The 19,560-nt window shown below is 52.3% G+C and carries 19 protein-coding genes; 12 read left to right on the top strand and 7 right to left on the bottom strand.

What is annotated here, in order from left to right; all coding sequences use genetic code 11:
* The first annotated feature begins 61 nt into the window (after positions 1-61).
* A complete protein-coding gene (gene rnd, locus ACTG3Z_RS11340; RefSeq protein WP_439143179.1) occupies positions 62-1,219 on the top strand; it encodes a ribonuclease D in 1,158 nt (385 codons plus the stop codon).
* Positions 1,220-1,225: 6 nt separating this feature from the next.
* On the opposite strand, the gene ACTG3Z_RS11335 is transcribed toward rnd, so the two are convergent.
* Complete coding sequence (locus ACTG3Z_RS11335) at positions 1,226-1,744, bottom strand: hypothetical protein (RefSeq protein WP_439143178.1); 519 nt, start codon at positions 1,742-1,744, stop codon at positions 1,226-1,228.
* 125 nt (positions 1,745-1,869) lie between these two features.
* Here ACTG3Z_RS11335 and ACTG3Z_RS11330 point away from each other — a divergent pair, with 125 nt between their 5' ends.
* A complete protein-coding gene (locus ACTG3Z_RS11330) occupies positions 1,870-2,280 on the top strand; it encodes a SufE family protein (protein WP_439143177.1) in 411 nt (136 codons plus the stop codon).
* On the opposite strand, the gene ACTG3Z_RS11325 is transcribed toward ACTG3Z_RS11330, so the two are convergent.
* On the bottom strand, positions 2,277-2,447 hold the full coding sequence (locus tag ACTG3Z_RS11325) for a hypothetical protein (protein ID WP_439143176.1): 171 nt from the start codon (positions 2,445-2,447) through the stop codon (positions 2,277-2,279). The two genes, ACTG3Z_RS11330 and ACTG3Z_RS11325, sit on opposite strands and share 4 nt — an antisense overlap.
* Positions 2,444-3,007, bottom strand: coding sequence for a hypoxanthine phosphoribosyltransferase (gene hpt / locus ACTG3Z_RS11320; RefSeq protein WP_439143175.1), 564 nt, complete (start codon positions 3,005-3,007; stop codon positions 2,444-2,446). The genes ACTG3Z_RS11325 and hpt overlap by 4 nt, the downstream gene beginning before the upstream one ends.
* Positions 3,008-3,078: 71 nt before the next feature.
* Here hpt and ACTG3Z_RS11315 point away from each other — a divergent pair, with 71 nt between their 5' ends.
* The 3 genes from ACTG3Z_RS11315 to ACTG3Z_RS11305 all read left to right on the top strand — a co-directional run bounded on the left by ACTG3Z_RS11315 (position 3,079) and on the right by ACTG3Z_RS11305 (position 5,420).
* On the top strand, positions 3,079-3,534 hold the full coding sequence (locus ACTG3Z_RS11315) for a type II toxin-antitoxin system RatA family toxin (RefSeq protein WP_439143174.1): 456 nt from the start codon (positions 3,079-3,081) through the stop codon (positions 3,532-3,534).
* A gap of 29 nt (positions 3,535-3,563) precedes the next feature.
* Entirely contained in the window at positions 3,564-4,577 is a 1,014-nt protein-coding gene (locus ACTG3Z_RS11310; RefSeq protein ID WP_439143173.1) for an alkane 1-monooxygenase, read from the top strand.
* Between the two features lie 168 nt (positions 4,578-4,745).
* Positions 4,746-5,420, top strand: a complete 675-nt coding sequence (locus tag ACTG3Z_RS11305; RefSeq protein ID WP_439143172.1) for a hypothetical protein — start codon at positions 4,746-4,748, stop codon at positions 5,418-5,420.
* A 73-nt stretch (positions 5,421-5,493) separates the two neighbouring features.
* Here the strand turns inward: ACTG3Z_RS11305 and ACTG3Z_RS11300 are convergent, their stop codons facing one another.
* The 4 genes from ACTG3Z_RS11300 to ACTG3Z_RS11285 form a co-directional block, all read right to left on the bottom strand.
* The gene (locus ACTG3Z_RS11300) at positions 5,494-6,672 is read right to left on the bottom strand and encodes an ammonium transporter (protein WP_439143171.1); all 1,179 of its coding nucleotides are present in this window, start codon (positions 6,670-6,672) and stop codon (positions 5,494-5,496) included.
* Between the two features lie 156 nt (positions 6,673-6,828).
* Complete coding sequence (locus ACTG3Z_RS11295; RefSeq protein WP_439143170.1) at positions 6,829-7,305, bottom strand: CinA family protein; 477 nt, start codon at positions 7,303-7,305, stop codon at positions 6,829-6,831.
* On the bottom strand, positions 7,302-7,799 hold the full coding sequence (locus tag ACTG3Z_RS11290; RefSeq protein WP_439143169.1) for a phosphatidylglycerophosphatase A family protein: 498 nt from the start codon (positions 7,797-7,799) through the stop codon (positions 7,302-7,304). Before ACTG3Z_RS11290 ends, ACTG3Z_RS11295 begins: the two co-directional genes overlap by 4 nt.
* Entirely contained in the window at positions 7,796-8,923 is a 1,128-nt protein-coding gene (locus ACTG3Z_RS11285) for a bifunctional 2-C-methyl-D-erythritol 4-phosphate cytidylyltransferase/2-C-methyl-D-erythritol 2,4-cyclodiphosphate synthase (protein ID WP_439143248.1), read from the bottom strand. The genes ACTG3Z_RS11290 and ACTG3Z_RS11285 overlap by 4 nt, the downstream gene beginning before the upstream one ends.
* 157 nt (positions 8,924-9,080) lie before the next feature.
* On the opposite strand from ACTG3Z_RS11285, the gene dusB reads away from it, so the two are divergent.
* The 7 genes from dusB (at position 9,081) to ACTG3Z_RS11250 (ending at position 19,415) form a co-directional block, all read left to right on the top strand.
* Positions 9,081-10,076, top strand: a complete 996-nt coding sequence (gene dusB, locus ACTG3Z_RS11280; protein ID WP_439143168.1) for a tRNA dihydrouridine synthase DusB — start codon at positions 9,081-9,083, stop codon at positions 10,074-10,076.
* Positions 10,073-11,158, top strand: a complete 1,086-nt coding sequence (locus ACTG3Z_RS11275; RefSeq protein ID WP_439143167.1) for a two-component system sensor histidine kinase NtrB — start codon at positions 10,073-10,075, stop codon at positions 11,156-11,158. The genes dusB and ACTG3Z_RS11275 overlap by 4 nt, the downstream gene beginning before the upstream one ends.
* Positions 11,158-12,525, top strand: a complete 1,368-nt coding sequence (locus ACTG3Z_RS11270) for a response regulator (protein WP_439143166.1) — start codon at positions 11,158-11,160, stop codon at positions 12,523-12,525. The genes ACTG3Z_RS11275 and ACTG3Z_RS11270 overlap by 1 nt, the downstream gene beginning before the upstream one ends.
* 172 nt (positions 12,526-12,697) lie before the next feature.
* Positions 12,698-14,905, top strand: a complete 2,208-nt coding sequence (locus ACTG3Z_RS11265; RefSeq protein ID WP_439143247.1) for an ATP-binding protein — start codon at positions 12,698-12,700, stop codon at positions 14,903-14,905.
* A 34-nt stretch (positions 14,906-14,939) separates the two neighbouring features.
* Complete coding sequence (gene ntrX / locus ACTG3Z_RS11260; RefSeq protein ID WP_439143165.1) at positions 14,940-16,346, top strand: nitrogen assimilation response regulator NtrX; 1,407 nt, start codon at positions 14,940-14,942, stop codon at positions 16,344-16,346.
* Positions 16,347-16,511: 165 nt separating this feature from the next.
* Positions 16,512-17,888, top strand: a complete 1,377-nt coding sequence (gene trkA / locus ACTG3Z_RS11255; protein WP_439143164.1) for a Trk system potassium transporter TrkA — start codon at positions 16,512-16,514, stop codon at positions 17,886-17,888.
* Positions 17,889-17,897: 9 nt separating this feature from the next.
* The gene (locus tag ACTG3Z_RS11250) at positions 17,898-19,415 is read left to right on the top strand and encodes a TrkH family potassium uptake protein (RefSeq protein WP_439143163.1); all 1,518 of its coding nucleotides are present in this window, start codon (positions 17,898-17,900) and stop codon (positions 19,413-19,415) included.
* Positions 19,416-19,560 lie beyond the last annotated feature (145 nt).

Here is a 19,560-nt window from a genome sequence, read left to right as displayed (position 1 = left end):
TTATTTCATTGGTTTTTTGGCGTAGGCCAGAGATGAATACCTATCAGTTGGGCAAATCTGCATGTTAACAATCACAACGACCGAGGCACTTGCAACGTTTTGCGAAGAGGCCAGAAAACACCCCTATGTGACTGTTGACACTGAATTTTTACGCGAACGCACCTACTACTCAAAACTTTGCCTCGTTCAACTGGCGATGCCGGGAACGGATGACAGTTCCGGTTGCTTGGTGGACCCACTGGTAGAGGGTCTATCGCTTGATCCGCTCTATGAGTTGTTCAAAGATCCCAATGTGGTCAAAGTTTTTCATGCAGCGCGTCAGGATATCGAAATATTCCAAGTGGATGCAGGCGTTGTTCCGGCGCCTTTGTTTGATACGCAAGTGGCCGCGATGGTCTGTGGATTTGGGGAACAGGTCGGCTATGAAACGCTGGTGCGCAAAATTGCAAAGGCAGAGTTGGATAAATCGTCACGCTTCACAGATTGGTCGCGTCGCCCTTTGAGTGATGCGCAGAAAACCTATGCTTTGGCGGATGTGACACACCTGCGCCAAGTCTATGAATTTCTTGCGAAAAAACTGAAGGATCAAGGCCGCGCCCATTGGGTAGATGAGGAGATGAAGATCCTCAACACGCCAGACACCTACATCACCTTGCCAGAAAATGCTTGGAAACGCGTGAAAACCCGTAACAACAGCCCGCGGTTTCTTGCCATCGTCCGCGAACTTGCGCGCTTTCGCGAAGATTATGCACAGACCCGTAACATCCCGCGTAGCCGTGTATACAAAGACGATGCATTGGTGGAACTGGCTGCAACAAAACCTAAAGATGCCAATGACTTAGGGCGCTCGCGTCTTTTACTGCGTGAGGCACGCCGCGGCGATATTGCCGATGGTATCCTAGCCGCTGTGAAAGCTGGAATTGCGTGTAAAGACAAAGATTTACCTAAGCTTGATCGAAAGTATGAAAAACTTCAGGTGAACCCGGCGCTGGCTGATCTATTGCGCGTCTTGCTCAAAACCAAAACGGGCCAAGCTGGTGTCGCGTCCAAACTTGTCGCACCGACGTCAGAGCTCGATGCGATCGCAGCAGGCGAACGTGGTGTCAGCGCGCTTCAAGGCTGGCGCTATGAGGTGTTTGGTGAGGATGCTCTTAAACTGTGCAACGGTGAAATCGCGCTCGCAGCCAAAGGCAACGACGTTATTCTCGTTCCAGTCTAGGTTCGTTTAGCGACGACGCGTACTACGCTGGTTGCGCGCGCCTTGCACCACAATTGTGCGCACGCCTTCAAGCTGTTGATCGCTCACGAAACGCGCAGCCACGACTTGGCGCGCAGCTTCTGATCCGTTGAGCAGATCGGCAGGACGCTCTGCGCTAAGCGTATACGTCAGCACGCCTTTCACAGGCTTATTGTCGTTTTCTGCACGCAGACGGACATCGTAATACCCAATCGCGTCCGTAACACCGACCACATTGATAATCGCGCCACCGGGTTTGCGTTCAATCCGAAGCGATTTGACCTGATCAACGGCATTTCCGCTATATTCAACAGGTGCGCGTTGACCTAAGCGGCGCTTGGGGATCAAAGGATTCACTGGGCCGCTCGCATCAATCGCTTGACTGCGGGACTGTCCGAACCAATTGCCCGGGTTTACCCAGCTATCAGCAAGCCCACCACCGCATCCGGCCAAGGCCAATGCAGCACAAAAGAGAAAAGGGCGCGTACGCTGTGTCAGGACTGTCATTTTTTTCCTCGTCTTTGCTCTCAGATGATTTATCCCATCTCTGCGACCTTGAAAAGCAGCAAGAGCAGACTGGACCTTTGCATCATTGCCACCTAGTTCCAAGGAAAGCGAAGAAAGGACAGACCATGGCCAGCGCAGCGTTTGAAGAAATTGTTGAAGACTTCGAGTTTCTTGAGGATTGGGAAGAGCGGTACCGCCATGTAATTGAGCAAGGTAAAGCTATGGATCCGCTTGAGGATGCGCTGAAAGTGCCCGCGACGAAAGTAGACGGCTGCGCCAGTCAGGTATGGCTCCACCCGACGATAACCGATGGTGTATTTCGCTTTGAGGGCGAAAGCGACGCAATGATCGTCAATGGTTTAATCGCCGTTTTGCGTATGCTTTACAATGACTTACCAGTTTCGGATGTCACCGATGTAGATGCCAAGTCCGAACTTGCACGCCTTGGGTTGAATGATCATCTGTCTGCGCAACGCTCTAATGGATTGGCGGCGATGATCACACGCATTCGCGAGACAGCGGCAGCTGCGGCTTAGAGTTTGAAATTGTTGGGGCGCAGGGCATCGGGCCAACCGATGTAGCGCTCCACCAAGAACAAAGCGGCACAGACCAAGATGATGCCAAACACAAACTTCACCTTCTTTTCAGAAGGTGGATTGCGCGCCCAGCGGGCCATTCGTAAAAAGTGGCGCCGGTTGATCATTGTTGATCTGGTTCTGGATCAGCTTCGCTGAATCGTACTTTACCGATAAAGGGCAGGTTGCGGTTGCGCTGCGCAAAATCAATTCCGTAGCCCACGACAAATTCATCAGGAATTTCAAAACCGATCCAATCGGAGCGAAAATCAACCTCGCGCCGTGTTGGTTTGTCGAGCAAAGCGATGGATTTCAAACGAGCAGGGTTACGGGACTGCAAAAGATGCGTCACATGATTGAGTGTATGTCCTGTATCAACAATATCTTCGACTACCAGCACATCACGCCCTTCAATAGCGCCGCGCAAGTCCTTGAGAATGCGTACTTCTCTAGAGCTTTCCATGCCATCACCGTAAGAAGACGCTTCCAAGAAATCGACCTCAACAGGTAAATCCAGCTCGCGCACGATGTCCGCAATAAACACAAATGATCCACGCAAAAGGCCGACAACGACAAGCTTGTCCGTGCCTTTGAACTCGGCTTCGATGTCATTACTCAATTCTTCGATACGCGCGGCAATCGACTTGGCCGAAATCATTTGATCAATGACATATGGACGCTGTGACATGGCTACCCCTTGATTTTCGGTGCCACACATATGACATGCAGCGGGAGTTTGTTAACGGGAAAATCGCGGCTATGCCAACCCATTCTGAAAATCGCCACATGCCCTACACGGCACAACAGATGTATGATCTTGTGGCAGATGTGGCATCCTATCCGCAGTTTTTGCCATGGTGCTCTGCCGCGCGCATCAGGTCTCGCACGCCGCAAGGCGCGAGCGAGGAGATGCTTGCGGATCTGGTCATCAGCTTCAAAGTGTTTCGCGAAAAATTCGGCAGTCGCGTGGTCTTGCACCCAGATGAGCATAAAGTTGATACCGAATACCTGGATGGGCCGTTCAAATATATGAAATCCAACTGGGCGTTCGAGGACGCAGACGGAGGCGGATGTCACGTTCAGTTCTTTGTCGATTTCGAGTTCAAAAACGCGATTTTGCAGGGAATAATCGGCATCGTCTTTAATGAAGCGATGCAACGTGTCGTGCGTGCCTTTGAAGCGCGCGCAGAGGCGCTATATACTCCATCAAGCTAACAAACGCATGCGTTTTAGGGAGTGCCACAATGCTCAGATTTACAGTTGCGACGTTCGGTATTGTCGCATTGTTACTTATGGGTGCTGTGTTTGGGGGGCTTTGGGTCTGGGCCGCGCTGCTTTATATCACTGTATTCGCCTACGCGATTGATCGGCTAAGCCCTTATGTGATGGCGAATGCGGACCCTGAAAGCGAATTTCCTGCGTCCGACACACTTAGCGCCGCATTGGCCGTCGCGCATTTTGTTGTTCTGGGTGTCGTAGTTTTCACACTCGCACAAAGCACGCAGCATTCGACCCTTGAAAAGATCGTGCTCTTTTTTGCGACCTCGCTTTTCGCAGGCCAGATCGGGCATCCAAATGCACATGAGTTGATCCACCGATCGACGCGACCGTTGCGTCGTTTGGGCAAGGCTATTTATATGTCCATCCTTATGGGTCATCACGCATCAGCGCATCCACTGGTGCATCACGTGCATGTTGGCACCTCAAAGGATCCTGTGTCAGCGCCGAAAGGACGAGGCTTCTGGCGCTTTTTTGGACGCGCTTGGATCGGCTCGTTTCGCGCGGGCTACGCTGCCGAAAACAAACGCCGTAAAGGGCAGGGGCTTCATCCCTACGTTATGTATCAATTTGGCGGTGCGGCGTGCTTGCTTGCAGCCTTCGCGCTTGGCGGTATCAAAGGGGCGCTTATTTGGGCATTGATCGGGCTTTATGCGCAGCTTCAGATCTTTCTAAGCGATTATGTCCAGCACTACGGGCTGCGCCGCAAAATGTTGGCAAATGACAAGTTTGAACCTGTTGGCCCACAGCACAGTTGGAATACACCGCACCGCTTTTCTTCGGCGATGATGTTGAATGCCCCACGTCACTCAGACCACCACACCCATCCGGGCCGAAACTATCCGTCACTACAACTGCTAGGGGATGACATGCCGATGCTTCCCTACAGCTTGCCTATGATGGCGGTGATTGCATTGATGCCACCCCTTTGGCGCCGCGTTATGGATGGGCGCGTGGCTCAATGGGAAACCAGCCCTTAACTTCGCTTTTTGGATCGACCTGTCAAACTCTTCAAATGTTGATCATTTACAACTGCTTTCGCGGTGCTCAAAGCGGTTCACACCAATGAAGCCCCCTGATCAGGGGGGAGACGCATCAAATTTGGTTTGCGAGAAAACACCATAATTTGATCAATCATTAGGTGTATTATGACAACTTTTAAAACTCTTCGCGCATCGACAGCTCTGTGCTTTATCGCGGCCTTGTCTGCGTGTAACTCTGCGACGCCCGCCGCAAATATGACCGCGCCTGCCACGACACCCGCAACGATGGTGGCGACCTCAGGCATGACGCCGACAGCTGCTTCTACAAATAGCTTTGTGACTGCTTTCGATGCATCCAATGCACAACTTGCAACGACCACACCAATGACCGGAACTGCGAATTACACAGGTGAGGTAGAAGTGCACACCACCGCAAGCCGCACTGATCCGGACAATGTGGTTTACGGCGATCTTGCGATGGATGTGAACTTTGGCGGCGCGGCATCCCCAATCACAGCAACAGTCTCGAACATAGAAGGCCGCATTGGCGGTGTTGATACGAAAGTGACAGGCACGCTCAGTAGTGTAGGCAGCTCGGGTATTAATCAGGTGGTTGCTTTGCCAGTTTTGGGAACGACAGCCACAAGTATCGCCGTGCGAGCAGATGGCGCTTTGGCAGATCCGACCGGTACTTTGACGGGAAATGCTCAGATGACTTTTGCAGGTACAGTGCGCGGCACAAATGGCGCGAGCATTACTGGCTCCAACTCTGTTGTGATTACTGAAACGAGCGGTGCGAATAAGCTTAACACAGGCGGGCGCTTTTACGCAGATCGCTAACTGAGCAGTATAGCACAAAAAAGAAAGGGCTCTGAAACTTCAGAGCCCTTTACTATTGGTTATGCTGTCACTTTTAAGATGACATGTCGTATGCACGTTCTCCATGCACCGCGAGGTCAAGGCCGTTGGTTTCTGTCTCTTCATCCACTCGCAAAGGTGTGATCGCTTTGACTATGTAGATCAGAACGATTGTGACAACGATTGTGTAAACGCCAACGATCGCCAAACCACCAATCTGCGCCACCCAAGAACCAGCGCCAAACGCCGCAATCATAAGCGTACCAAAGATACCACCGACCCCGTGCACTGCGAAAACATCGAGCGTGTCATCAATTTTAAGACGGTTACGAATGATAACCACAGCTTCCTGGCACAAGACACCAGCAATTGCACCAATGATCAGAGCTTCAATTGGCCCCACAAAACCAGACGCTGGGGTGATAGAGGCAAGACCGGCAATTGTACCTGTAACGATGCCCACAAGGCTGGATTTGCCAAATTTGATGCGCTCCCAAAGAGCCCATGACAAGGACGCTGTGGCGGCAGAGATATGTGTCACGGTAAGCGCCATCGCTGCGCCACCATCCGCTGCAAGCTGAGAGCCACCGTTAAAGCCAAACCAACCGACCCAAAGCATCGCAGCACCGATCATCACAAAACCTGGATTATGGGGTGGGGTGGTCTGGTTCTTACGAGGGCCAAGAAAGACTGCGATCAACAAAGCGGCCAAACCAGCGGTTTCGTGCACCACAATGCCGCCTGCGAAGTCTTTGACACCGACCTCACCGAAGATGCCGCCGTCTGACAACATGCCACCTCCCCAGATCCAGTGGACGACAGGCGCGTAGCACAAAAGCATCCAAAGACCCGAGAAGATTAGAACAAAGCCAAAGCCGACGCGCTCAACATAGGCGCCAACAATAAGTGCGGGTGTGATAATCGCAAAAGTCATTTGGAAGGCAAAGAACAAGATTTCAGGGATCGTGCCGGACAGGCTATCCGCCGTCACACCGCTCAGAAACGCTTTACCAAATCCGCCCCAATATGCATTGCCATCACCGAATGCGATGGAATAGCCAAAGGCGAGCCAGAGAATGCTCATCAAACACGCGATCGCATAGCAGTGCATGAAAACGCTGAGCACATTTCGCGCCCGCACGAGACCGCCGTAAAACAGCGCAAGGCCGGGCAGGGTCATGAACAAGACCAATGCCGTCGCGACAATGATCCAACTTGTATCGGCACCGTTCATCGCGAGCCTCCTTTGCGAATAAAGTAATGATGAGCGGCTGTGTGCGCGCTCAGTGCTGATGGAAAAAGTGGCTAACGCATGAATCTGCGCTAAAAAATGCAGCAAAATACTAACTGCAAAAAGTTTAGGCGACAATCTAGGGGGTGAGATTAAGAATTAGGCGCTTTCTGAAAGCGCTCGTAGAATCATGTTTAATCCATGATCACGCGCCTCGTTGCGCACATTTTCACGGCCAAGCGCACCAAACCCTACAGTTTCCACTTGCGTCAAACCCGCGTAGCATATCCCGAAACACACGCGTCCTTCAGGTTTGAAATCAGATCCACCCGGACCCGCGATACCTGTAACAGACAAAGCAAGTTGCGCAGCAGAGTGTTCAAGCGCGCCTGTTGCCATCTCGCGTGCAGTTTCTTCACTGACCGCGCCAAACGCATCTAAGGTTGCGCTTTGCACGCCGAGCATCGCACGCTTGGCATCGTTGCTATAGGTGACAAAGCCACGATCAAACACCGCAGAGCTGCCTGCAATATCTGTTATTGCAGCGGCAATCAGTCCGCCTGTGCAACTTTCAGCCGTGACTATCGTGACGCCACTTTGTTTTGCTAACTCGATAACTTGCGATGCTAAGCTCACATGATCACCAAGTGGAAAAACGCCGCGAGGATCAAAACGGAAATAGCCGCAAAGATACCCGCGATCACATCGTCAAGCATTACACCAAGCGCGTCATCACGGCGATCTGCCCATCCCACAAGCCAAGGCTTGAAAATATCAAACGCGCGGAACAGTAAGAATGCAGCCAGCCAACCCGGCCAAAGAAGCGTCACATCGATATCAAGGCGCGTCGCAGCGAAAAAGACAGGCGCGATCGCGATCCATTGCCCGACAACTTCATCAACAACAATTTCTGAGGGATCATGATTTTCAAGCCCCTTTGTCATCTGCGCGGTTGCCCACCAGCCTTTGAAGAAAGCGACAATGATGGCGGCGCAAAACAGCCAAAAGCCACCGACTTGATAGATCACAAAGCCAATTGGCAGTGCGACAAGCGACCCCCAAGTGCCCGGCGCTGGCTTCATATACCCAACGAAGCAGACCGTTCCGATCAGGCGTGCAAGTAAGGTCATTTCGCCACCAACGTTGCCGTTGCGAGGGCGGCAATGCCTTCTTCGCGTCCTGTAAATCCAAGCCGTTCGCTTGTGGTTGCTTTGACTGACACGCGATCTTGGGTGATCTCAAGGAGCTGAGACATCGTTTCTTTCATCGCCTGCGCATGGGGGCCAATCTTGGGCTGTTCGCAAATCAGCGTGCAATCCACATTTGATATCGCGAACCCACGGGACGCTGCCAATTCAACGGCATGGCGTAGGAAAATATCGCTTGCGGCGCCTTTCCATTGTGGATCAGAGGGCGGGAAATGCTGACCAATATCGCCATCCCCCAGCGCGCCATAAATCGCATCTGTGACAGCATGCATTCCAACATCTGCATCAGAATGCCCCTTTAAGCTTTTGGAATAAGGGATTTTTATACCACAAAGAACAACGTGATCACCGTCCTCAAACGCGTGCACATCAAAGCCATTGCCCAGACGAATATCCACTCTTTGCTCCAGTATTTTGGCAGCCCGAGCGAAGTCATCGGGCAGTGTTATCTTTAGGTTATTTTCATCGCCCTCAGTGATCGCAACGTCAAGGCCTGCGATGCGCGCAACCTCTACATCATCTGCTGCACCGCCTGTGTGCGAGGCATGTGCGCTCAGAATTGCAGGAAGCGAAAATCCTTGGGGTGTTTGCGCGCGAAACAGGCCCGTGCGATCCTGGGTGCCGCTGACCTTGCCATTTTCACCAATCCAAAGCGCATCACTAACGGGCAGGGCTGGTGCTGCCCCATCACTTGTTTTCAGCGCATCTATAACACCATCAATAACGCGATCACTGACCGTACAGCGTGCAACATCGTGGATCAAAACATGCGTCAAAGTTGGACTAAGCGCTCTTAGACCGTTATACACTGACCCATCGCGCGTGGCACCACCATGCACCAGCGTAACGCCCTCAATATTTTGGGCAAAATCGCTATCATCAGGATGAATGACCAAGATCACCTGAGCGATATCATTACGTGACCGAAACCGCGCGCAGCTCCAAGCCGCAACAGAATGACCTGAAACCTTTTGCCATTGCTTGGGAATTTCGCCGCCCGCACGGGTGCCGCGTCCGGCTCCGACGATCACGGCACCTATGCGCATATTTTGTTGTTTTGTGTTCATTAAGCTTTCATAGCCAAGCAATAAGATCGGTGCAATCACAGCCTAATTGATTAAAATTTAGGCAAATAATCACCCCTGCCACTTATTTACCCATTGGATCATTGAGCAGTTTCAAAACACGCGGTAAGACAGCGCTATGAAACCTTCACTAAATATCGGTGCGATAGAGCTTTCACCGCCAGTTTTACTTGCGCCCCTTGCAGGCATCACAGACTTGCCGTTTCGCGATTTGGTCAGTTCTTTCGGTGCCGGCTTGGTTGTCAGCGAGATGGTTGCGAGCCAAGAAATGGTGCAGGCCAAACCAGGTGTCCGCGAAAAAGCAGAGCTGGGGTTTGAGGCGATAAACACCTCAGTACAAATCGCAGGACGCGATGGGTATTGGATGGGCGAGGCGGCCAAGATGGCCGCGGGCAACGGTGCTAAGATCATCGATATCAACATGGGATGCCCTGCAAAAAAGGTTACAAACGGCTACTCGGGCTCCGCGCTTTTGAAAGACCTTGATCACGCACTGGGCTTGATTGAGGCCGTGATTGACGCGGTGGATGTACCCGTAACGCTAAAAACCCGTCTTGGTTGGGACGCCGACCTGATGAATGCGGCAGACCTCGCAACGCGCGCCGAAGCTGCTGGGATCAAAATGTTGACTATTCACGGCCGAACGCGCTGCCAGTTTTATAAGGGCCACGCGGATTGGGCCGCGATCAGAGCCATCAAAGAAGCCGTGAAGATTCCTGTGATTGCCAATGGCGATATTGTTGACGCACAGACAGCGCGCCAAGCACTACGTCTAAGTGGCGCAGACGGCGTGATGATCGGGCGCGGCGCGCAAGGTCGTCCTTGGGTCTTGGCACAAATCGCAGCCGAACTTTATGATCTTCCAAAGCCAATTATTCCAAAGGACCAAGCGCTTATAGAAATGGTGCAGACCCACTATGCTGCAATGCTGTCGTTTTACGGCGAAGAGCTTGGTAGCCGTGTCTCGCGTAAGCATTTAGGCTGGTACATGGATGGTGTCGGCACTTTGCCTGCATTGCGTAAAAAGGTACTGACAACACGCACACCACAAGAGGTGATGGCGCTGCTCCCTGATGCCCTTGCCACACCACAAAAAGAGATGGTGGCCGCATGATTACTGATTCAACGATCTGGATGTCGATGCCGGTTGCAACGGTTGTTATCGATAAGGACGACAAGATTTCCGACATCAATCCTGCAGCAGAGGGTTTTTTCAATTCATCAGCCAAAGCGCTGACAGGAACGCCAATCTGGGACAAACTCGCAGTCGACGCACCGATCGAGCGCGCATTAGGGCGCGCTCGTGCCAACATGTCCCCATTGTTTGTCAATGACATTAACGTGGGCACGGGCGAGCGGGCACCGCTGCAATGCACTTTGCAGATTGCGCCTCTTTCAGGCTTTGACGGCATGATGATCTTGATGATCTCACCAAGGGAATTGGCGGGCCGTTTAAGTCAAAGCGAGGGCGTAAAGTCGGCGGCGAAATCCGCGATTGGTATGGCAGAAATGCTGGCCCATGAAATCAAAAACCCGTTGGCAGGCATCACTGGCGCTGCGCAACTCTTGTCGATGAATCTCTCCAGCGAAGACCTCGAGCTTACCGATCTTATTGTCGAAGAATCGCGACGCATCGTAAAACTGCTCGATCAAGTTGAGCAGTTCGGCAACCTTCATGCGCCGGATCTGGACAGTGTGAACCTGCACGATGTGCTGAACCGCGCGCGGCGTTCGACATTGCTCGGTGTGGGCGCGCGTATGACAATTCAAGAGCATTACGACCCGTCTTTGCCACATGCGCATGTCGACAAGGATCAATTGCTGCAAGTCATTTTGAACTTGCTCAAAAACGCGTCTGAGGCCGCACCTGAAACCGGTGGCACCATCAAGCTGCGCACCTATTTCGAACATTCCTACAGCCTACGCCGCTCGGGCGGTGACGGGCGGGCTTTACCGCTCCAGATCGAAGTAATTGATGATGGCCCGGGCCTGCCACCAGAGCTTGCAGACAACGTGTTTGACCCGTTTGTATCAGGCCGCGAAAACGGCACCGGTCTCGGGCTGGCATTGGTCTCTAAAATCATTGCGGATCATGGTGGCTGGGTCGCAGTAGATTCCATCCCAGGACGCACGGTTTTTCGGCTTTCACTGCCTATGGCGACTAAATCACCCTCACAAAACAAGGATACCGCGTAATGGACGGCACAGTTCTCGTCGCTGATGACGATCGTACAATTCGCACTGTTTTGACCCAAGCCCTCACGCGCGCAGGATGCAAGGTGCATGCCACGTCATCGCTGACCACTTTGATGCGCTGGGTTGCAGAAGGGCGCGGTGATGTCGTGATCTCGGATGTGATGATGCCGGATGGAAATGGGCTCGAAATGTTGCCGAAAATCCAACAGGATCGACCGGGCCTGCCTGTCATCATTATTTCTGCGCAGAACACAATTATGACCGCGATCAAGGCCACCGAAGTTGGCGCTTACGATTATCTGCCCAAACCATTTGATCTGCCGGATCTTATGAAGCGCACCGCGCGCGCGTTGGAAAAGCGCGGCACAGCATCAAAAGCGGCACCTGATGAGCGTGACACAAGCGATGATTTGCCATTGATTGGTAAAACGCCTGTCATGCAAGAGCTCTACGCCCTAATTGCGCGCGTGATGAACACGGATATTCCAGTTTTGATTACAGGGGAATCTGGGACAGGCAAAACAGCGATTGCGCGTACAATTCACGATTTCTCTGATCGTCGCACGCTCCCCTTTATTGCGGTGACGACGGCGGATTTGCAAGATATCGAAGGTCCAGCCCGCGTGCTTGCGCGCGTAAAAGGCGGCACGCTTTTGATTGAAGAGATTGCGGACATTGATCTTGAGGCACAAGCGCGCCTAGTGCGCATGATGGATTCGCCAGGCGAACATGTGCCACGCTTTCTTGCAACGTCATTGGTTGATCTCTCGAGCCGCCTTGAAAGCGGTGCGTTGCGTCAGGACCTTTACTACCGGCTTGATGGTGCGGCGTTGAATGTGCCGGCTTTGCGCGAACGTGTGGATGATATCGAACTTCTTGCTACGCATTTTTTGAGCAAACCAGAGTTTGAAAACAGTGCGCCACGGGCGTTGGGTGCTGAGGCGCGCAAGATTGTGCATGACTACACTTGGCCCGGAAATGTGCGCCAACTTGAAAACGCGATGCGCCGGCTAGGGCTAAATGCCCGCACAGACGAGATCACGCGCAGTGAAATTGAAGCGGTCCTTGGCAATCAGCCAGACCTCGAACCTGTTTTAACAGGGAACAATTCGACCGAAAAACTCTCTGCCTCTGTGGAGCGTCATCTACGTCGATATTTTGATTTACACGGCGGTGCGCTGCCGCCAGCTGGCATTTATGCACGCATTTTGCGCGAATTTGAGCAACCTTTGATAGAAATATCGCTCGAAGCGACGGCTGGAAATCAGGCTAAATGTGCTGATTTGTTGGGCATTAACCGCAATACCTTGCGTAAGAAGATAACAGACCTCGATATTAGCGTGACACGGCGACGCAAATTGATGTAAAACCGCAACATAAACGTGGCCCATTCGCATCGCCTTTGGTGAAAGCGCAACGAGAGTCACAGAATTTGGCGGTGGAGCGATAGCTCCCATAGATCGAGGGCAGAGCGTGAGCCAGCCTGTAACAGAGCCTGCGCCGCTGAAAGCGGAGCAGCGAGCAAAGCCGTCTTGGTGGGTGCGTTTTTCGCACCTGCGTCGGCAAAGACGTGTGCAGAATGCTGTAACGCTTGGCGTGGTGTCGCTTGGCCCTGTTCTTGCGCTGGCGACTTTTCTTGTGCTTGGCCCGCTTGATCAAAATGCTGGCGGACCTGGGCTGCGTTTTGTTCTGCTTATTGATCTGGTGTACGTGCTGGTGGTTGCCGCTTTGGTTCTACAGCGCGTCGCCAGCATGATTTCTGCGCGGCGCGCACGGTCTGCGGGTTCACGGCTACATTTGCGGCTGACTGGCGTTTTCGCCCTGATGGCGCTGATACCGACTGTGACTGTTGCGATTTTTGCGGGTTTGACGATCAACATGGGTCTCGAAGCCTGGTTTTCGCAACGTGTTCAACGTGTTGTTGGAAACTCTTTAGCAGCAGCACAGGCGTATGAAACGGAACAACGCCGCGATTTAACGCAGGATGCAGAAGCCCTTGCAGCCTATCTTAATGCGCGGCGCGGCGAAGTACGTTTCTCTTTCACCGCCAGCATGCGCGAAGTTCTGGTAGATGGACAACTCCAGATCCAACGCGGCTTGCGCGAAGCGTTTGTCGTTGATGGCACAGGCACAGTTCAAGCGCGTGGCGAGCGATCTTACCTGTTTGATTTTGATGAACTCGCTCCGATCCAAATTAAAGCGGCACGCGAAAACGGGCTGATTATCATCAAAGATTGGGAGAACAACGAATTTCGCGCCTTGGTGCACTTAACAGGCTATCTTGATGAGTATTTGTACGTCAGCCGCGATGTGGATGGCGATTTGCTTAAATTGCTTGATGAAACCCAAGAAACAGCGCTGTTTTATCAACAACAAGAAAGCGAACGGGGCAGGCGCCTTTTTGAGTTTGGACTTATCTACATTGGCTTTGCCGTCATCCTTATTTTGGCGGCAGTCTGGCTTGGGCTGTGGTTTGCGGAGCGTTTGTCACGTCCTGTTGGCCGTCTCACAGGTGCGGCGCAACGTGTTGGCAGCGGCAACCTTGATGTTCAGGTGCTTGAGGAAGAAGGCGATGACGAGATCGCGATGCTCGGGCGTTATTTTAATCAGATGACGCGACAGCTCAAAGCACAGCGTGATACTTTGATGGACAACAACAGGCAGATCGAAAGACGTCGGCGCATGTTTGATTCTGTGCTGTCCTCAGTCACGTCCGGTGTGGTTGGGCTTGATGAAGATGGGCGGATTTCTTTTGTAAACCGATCCGCAGAGCGCCTTTTGGGATGGCATGAAGACCAACAAGATGTTGCACTGTCTGTTGCTGTTCCAGAGTTTGGCCCGCTGCTGGAGAAACTCACCAGCGGTCAGGTGAGCACAGCGCAAAGCGAGATCAAAGTGAGCCGTGATGGTCAACTTGAAAACCTGCTTGTGCGTGTTTCACGGCGTTTTCGTGATGATGGCACGTTAGAGGGTTATGTTGTCGCCTTTGATGACGTGACCGATCTGGTTACAGCGCAGCGCATGGCCGCGTGGGGCGATGTGGCCCGACGCATTGCCCATGAGATCAAGAACCCACTAACACCGATCCAACTTTCGGCGGAGCGTATTCAGCGCAAATTTATGCCACAAGTTGGGGATGACGCCGAAAAGCTTGAACAGATGACCGGCGTCATCATTCGCCAAACCGGTGATTTGCGCCGTATCGTGGATGAATTCAGCAAATTTGCGCGTATGCCAGAACCAGATCGCCGCACAGGGGATTTGACGCAAATGGTACGCGACGCAGCGCTTTTGCAAGAAGTCGGACAACCGGATGTGTCATTTGATGTGACCTTGCCAGAAACTGATCTGATCGCAGAATTTGATGCGACAATGATCACTCAGGCCCTGACAAATCTCATTAAGAACGCTGGTGAAGCGATAGAGAGCTACATAGAAAAGCACGGCGAAACGGATGTCGTTCGAAAGGTTTCGATTTCTCTCACGCAAGAGTCGAATGTGGCTCTGATCCAGATTGCAGACAGTGGAATTGGTTTGCCAGAGGATCGTGGACGCTTGTTTGAACCATATGTCACAACACGCGACAAAGGCACGGGTCTTGGCTTGCCAATCGTTAAAAAAATTATTGAAGAACACGGAGGATCATTGGTGCTAACCGATGCACCTTTGATGAATGGAAAAGGCCAAGCAGGTGCGATGGCTGTGGTGCGTTTGCCGCTTTTAAATGTGGAGGACGCAGGATCTTGAAAAAACAACAAAAAGTTAATTGGTGGAGAGAATGATGGGCGACATTCTAATTGTGGATGATGAGCGTGATATCCGAGAGCTGGTATCGGATATCTTGGAGGACGAGGGCTTTACGACGCGGCTTGCGGGCACGTCGGATGAGTGCATGGCGCAAGTGGTTAAAGAACAACCCGCGTTGATGATCCTCGATATTTGGCTCAAAGACAGCTCGATGGATGGCATCGATATCCTGAAGGTGATCAAGAAGGATTATCCTGATGTGCCGGTCGTTATTATATCCGGACACGGCAATATCGAGATTGCCGTAGCCGCAATCAAGCAAGGCGCGTATGACTTTATCGAAAAGCCTTTTAATATTGACCAGCTTTTGGTCGTGATCCGCCGCGCAATGGAAACATCGCGTTTGCGTCACGAAAACCAATCGCTCAAACGTCGGGATGCGCCAAGCACAGAAATGATCGGTGATAGTGCGGCATTCCGGACGTTGATTTCCCAACTCGATAAAGTGACCAAGTCCAACGGACGCGTTCTTTTGCGCGGGCCTGCGGGTGCCGGAAAAGAGGTCGCCGCGCGCTACATCCACGCAAATTCCAATCGCGCTGATGCGCCATTTGTGACGGTGAACTGCGCAGGGGTAGAACCTGATCGCATGGAAGAAGTGTTGTTTGGTCAAGAAGGCAAAGATCAAGGCATACAGCCTGGATTGCTGGAGCAAGCAAATGGCGGTGTAATCTATTTTGATGAAGTCGCAGACATGCCGCTTGGCACGCAGAGCAAAATTCTGCGCGTTCTGGTGGATCAGCAATTTACGCGGGTCGGGGGCACTGACAAGGTGCGCGTTGATTTACGCGTTATTTCGTCAACAAGCCGTGATCTTGAAGCAGAGATTGAAGCAGATCGTTTCCGCCAAGAGTTATTCCATCGTCTAAACGTTGTTCCGATCCCTGTTCCATCGCTGGAGGAGCGTCGCGAAGATATCCCGCTGCTTGGTGCGCATTTCATAGCGGAATGCAACAAGAGCCAAGGTTTGAGCGCACGCGAGTTTTCTGACGAAGCGGCTGCGTTGATGCAAACGATGGTGTGGCCCGGCAATGTGCGTCAATTGAAGAACCTTGTAGAGCGCGTTTTGATCCTAGGGGATGGGACAGGCCCGATCGAAGCAAAAGAACTACCCAATGAGCAGCATGCGAGCGATGAAGAGGGCCGTGTTGTTCTCTCGGGTTCTCTCGCGACGTTGCCATTGCGTGAGGCGCGCGAAGCTTTCGAGCGGGAATATCTTCTTACGCAAATCAATCGATTTGGCGGAAATATTTCGCGCACTGCGAATTTTGTTGGAATGGAACGCTCCGCTTTGCACCGCAAGTTAAAGTCTTTGGGTGTTGTCACCACGAACAAAGCCGGCGCGCGTGTTGCGCAGGTTGAGGAAGAAGAGGCAAGCTAGAGCCAAGGAAACTGACCTGATTGAGCGCCTTTAAGGCGCGCTTGTTTGAGCGGCCTTTCGGCCGCAGGTTTGAGTTTATTTGGAAAAATGAAGCGAGAGAGCGGCATTGACGGGTTTAGGCGTCTCTGTCATGCAGTTTGAACGTGAGTTGAGCAGAGGCCAATCATGAAGGTCATTATTTGCGGTGCGGGTCAAGTCGGCTGGCAGATCGCACGACATCTTTCCGGTGAACGAAACGATGTGACGGTGGTTGATAACAACGCCGAGCTTGTGCGTCGTGCAACGGATTCCTTGGACGTTCAGGGCATTGCTGGTTTTGCAAGCTATCCAGATATTTTGTCCAAAGCAGGTGCGCGCGACGCGGATATGATTATCGCAGCAACCCATTCGGACGAGGTGAATATGGTCACCTGTCAGGTGGCCCATTCGGTCTTTTCGATTCCGCGCAAGATTGCGCGTTTGCGGGGGCAGTCCTACCTCGACGCGATTTACTCTGATCTTTATCGCCGCGATCACATGCCGATTGATGTTGTGATCAGCCCTGAAAAAGAAGTTGCGGACGCGGCCTTGCAGCGATTGTCTGCGCCTTCGGCATTTGACACCGAAACGTTTTTTGATGGCAAGGCGCAATTGCTTGGCCTTGAGATTGCAGAGAATTGCCCCGTGATTAACACGCCGCTGCGGCAGTTGACGGACTTGTTTTCAACGCTGCGTTCTATTGTTGTGGGTGTGCGACGCGAGGGAACACTTTTCGCCCCTGAAGCGGAAGACCAACTTTTTGTTGGCGATCAGTGCTACATTTTCTGTCACGTGGATGACGTTGGTCGCACGATGGAGATTTTTGGCAAAACCCACCGCACGCAAGAGCGCGTTGTGCTGATTGGTGGTGGCAATGTCGGACTGGCCGTTGCGCAAGCGTTGGAAAAACGAACCACCCGCGTGCGTGCAAAAATCATCGAAAAAGACCGTCGCATCGCAGAATTTGCCGCGGATGAATTAGAACGCACGATTGTTTTGCACGGTGATGGCCTTGATCGTGCGCTGTTGAGCGAAGCCAATATTGATCGTGCCGATGCTGTGTTGGCCGTCACAGATGACGACAAGACAAACATGTTAGCAGCGGTACGTGCCAAAGCCGCAGGCTGTCCGATGGCTGTTGCGTTGATTAACGACCCAACGCTTGTGCCGTTAATGGGCCCGCTTGGCATTGACGCCTACATCAATCCACGTGCAACGACGGTGAGTTCCATTTTGCGTCACATTCGCCATGGGCGCGTACGTGCAGTTTACTCGATTGGCGACGCAGAGGCTGAGATGATCGAGGCGGAGGTGTTGTCGACGTCACCCTTGGCCGGCCAGTTGATCCGCGACATTGGTTTCCCCGAAGGCGTGTTGGTTGGCGGTGTTCTGAAAGAAGGCAAACTTTTGCGCCCGACAGGTAAGTTGCGTGTGGAAGAAGGCGACGTAATTGCACTTTTCACTATGAGTGCGGATGTGCCCGAAGTGGAGCGATTGCTTCAAGTTTCCATTGATTTCTTCTGAGCTGTTCGCATGCTTGAGCGTATACTGAAGCTACCCGTTTTTCTGATCTTTATCATACTTGCCCTTTTAGCAATGTATGTGCCCGCGATCCATGCGCTCAGCCAAGATGCTTTTCATGTCGCGCGTAGTTTCTTTTACTCAGCAACTTTGGGTTTGATGATTTGTGCGATGATTGGCATCGCACTGTCTGGTCGCCCGTCTCAGAACAGTGCCCTTGAACATCTGCTTGCGTTGTTTGCGGTTTTTGCTGTTTTGCCTTTAATCCTTGCGGTTCCGTTTTATGAGGCCTTGCGCACTACAAGTTTTGTGAATGCGTATTTCGAAATGGTGTCGTCCATTACGACGACAGGGGCGACACTATTTCCAGATCATACTAGGTTGCCTGACAGTTTGCATTTGTGGCGTGGAATGATCGCGTGGTTTGGCGGGCTTTTGATGTGGATTGCAGCTGCGGCGATCTTGGCTCCGCTCAATCTTGGAGGCTTTGAAGTCACCACCAGCGCAGAGCCGGGGCAGGGCGGTTTGCGCCGGTTTGATATGCGCGCGGCTTCGCCGGGGCAGCGATTGATCCGTGCTGCAAAGCTGTTCTTTCCAATCTATGCGGGGCTGACAGGGACACTCTGGTTTTGTTTGATCTTATCGGGTGACACACCGCTTCAAGGCCTGATGCATGCGATGGCGACGATGTCCACCAGCGGCATTTCAGGTTTCGGTGGCGTTGAAGAAAGTGCCAACGCCGTCGCGGCGGAGTTTTTGATCTTTGTATTCTTACTATTTGCGCTCTCAAGACTGACGTTTTCGACTGATACAATTACTGGCAAAACGCGTGGCTTGCATGAAGATGCTGAATTTCGCATCGGGATCATCCTTGTGGTTGGAGTGCCGTTTTTGCTGTTCATGCGCCATTGGCTCGGCGCGTTTGAAGTAAATGAAGAAGACAACATTTGGCTTGGCTTGAAAGCGCTCTGGGGCGGGATGTTCACCGTTTTGTCGTTTCTCACGACAACTGGCTTTATCAGCTCGGAATGGAGTGGCGCGCAAGATTGGTCAGGGTTGGCAACACCAGGCCTTATCTTGATGGGGCTGGCCCTGATGGGCGGTGGTGTTGCGACGACGGCGGGTGGTGTGAAATTGTTACGCGTTTTCACGCTTTATCTGAATGGGCTGCGGGAGATGCAAAAGCTGATCCATCCGTCTTCTGTGAGCGGCAAAGGGGCGGGTAATCGTCGCATCCGTCGACAAGGTGCTTATACGGCTTGGATCTTTTTCATGTTGTTCGCCATGTCGCTGGCAGTTGTGACGTTGGCTTTAACCGGCTTTGGGGCCAGTTTTTCGGATGCTTTGATCATGTCTGTCGCCGCGCTTTCGACAACTGGACCTTTGTTAGACGTTGCAGGACCGGACCCAATTTTTTTGACCGATCTTTCAACAGGGGCAAAGCTTTGCTTTGCAGCGGCAACAATATTGGGGCGCTTGGAAACCCTTGCGATCATCGCGCTTTTGACACCGGGACTTTGGCGACGATAACGCACAAAGGCAGATAATCTGGTTTGATACAAAAAAGCGCTGGAAACTCAGCGCTCAAGACGACATACTTTTGTCATTATGGATCGCGCGATCGTATCGTGCGTATTGCTGCGCCCAAAAATAATAACGCAAGAATAAAGGCATG

The organism is Planktotalea sp., assembly GCF_965659345.1.
Classification (GTDB): domain Bacteria; phylum Pseudomonadota; class Alphaproteobacteria; order Rhodobacterales; family Rhodobacteraceae; genus Planktotalea.
The sequence above is the reverse complement of the archived record's forward strand: the minus strand, read 5'-3'. Positions and strand labels throughout refer to the sequence as shown.

What these genes read in the sequence shown, in the direction of transcription:
- rnd (WP_439143179.1), top strand. Translation starts at nt 62, where the DNA reads ATGTTAACAATCACAACGACCGAGGCACTTGCAACGTTTTGCGAAGAG.
- ACTG3Z_RS11335 (WP_439143178.1), bottom strand. Translation starts at nt 1,744, where the DNA reads ATGACAGTCCTGACACAGCGTACGCGCCCTTTTCTCTTTTGTGCTGCA.
- ACTG3Z_RS11330 (WP_439143177.1), top strand. Translation starts at nt 1,870, where the DNA reads ATGGCCAGCGCAGCGTTTGAAGAAATTGTTGAAGACTTCGAGTTTCTT.
- ACTG3Z_RS11325 (WP_439143176.1), bottom strand. Translation starts at nt 2,447, where the DNA reads ATGATCAACCGGCGCCACTTTTTACGAATGGCCCGCTGGGCGCGCAAT.
- hpt (WP_439143175.1), bottom strand. Translation starts at nt 3,007, where the DNA reads ATGTCACAGCGTCCATATGTCATTGATCAAATGATTTCGGCCAAGTCG.
- ACTG3Z_RS11315 (WP_439143174.1), top strand. Translation starts at nt 3,079, where the DNA reads ATGCCAACCCATTCTGAAAATCGCCACATGCCCTACACGGCACAACAG.
- ACTG3Z_RS11310 (WP_439143173.1), top strand. Translation starts at nt 3,564, where the DNA reads ATGCTCAGATTTACAGTTGCGACGTTCGGTATTGTCGCATTGTTACTT.
- ACTG3Z_RS11305 (WP_439143172.1), top strand. Translation starts at nt 4,746, where the DNA reads ATGACAACTTTTAAAACTCTTCGCGCATCGACAGCTCTGTGCTTTATC.
- ACTG3Z_RS11300 (WP_439143171.1), bottom strand. Translation starts at nt 6,672, where the DNA reads ATGAACGGTGCCGATACAAGTTGGATCATTGTCGCGACGGCATTGGTC.
- ACTG3Z_RS11290 (WP_439143169.1), bottom strand. Translation starts at nt 7,799, where the DNA reads ATGACCTTACTTGCACGCCTGATCGGAACGGTCTGCTTCGTTGGGTAT.
- ACTG3Z_RS11285 (WP_439143248.1), bottom strand. Translation starts at nt 8,923, where the DNA reads ATGCGCATAGGTGCCGTGATCGTCGGAGCCGGACGCGGCACCCGTGCG.
- dusB (WP_439143168.1), top strand. Translation starts at nt 9,081, where the DNA reads ATGAAACCTTCACTAAATATCGGTGCGATAGAGCTTTCACCGCCAGTT.
- ACTG3Z_RS11275 (WP_439143167.1), top strand. Translation starts at nt 10,073, where the DNA reads ATGATTACTGATTCAACGATCTGGATGTCGATGCCGGTTGCAACGGTT.
- ACTG3Z_RS11270 (WP_439143166.1), top strand. Translation starts at nt 11,158, where the DNA reads ATGGACGGCACAGTTCTCGTCGCTGATGACGATCGTACAATTCGCACT.
- ntrX (WP_439143165.1), top strand. Translation starts at nt 14,940, where the DNA reads ATGGGCGACATTCTAATTGTGGATGATGAGCGTGATATCCGAGAGCTG.
- trkA (WP_439143164.1), top strand. Translation starts at nt 16,512, where the DNA reads ATGAAGGTCATTATTTGCGGTGCGGGTCAAGTCGGCTGGCAGATCGCA.
- ACTG3Z_RS11250 (WP_439143163.1), top strand. Translation starts at nt 17,898, where the DNA reads ATGCTTGAGCGTATACTGAAGCTACCCGTTTTTCTGATCTTTATCATA.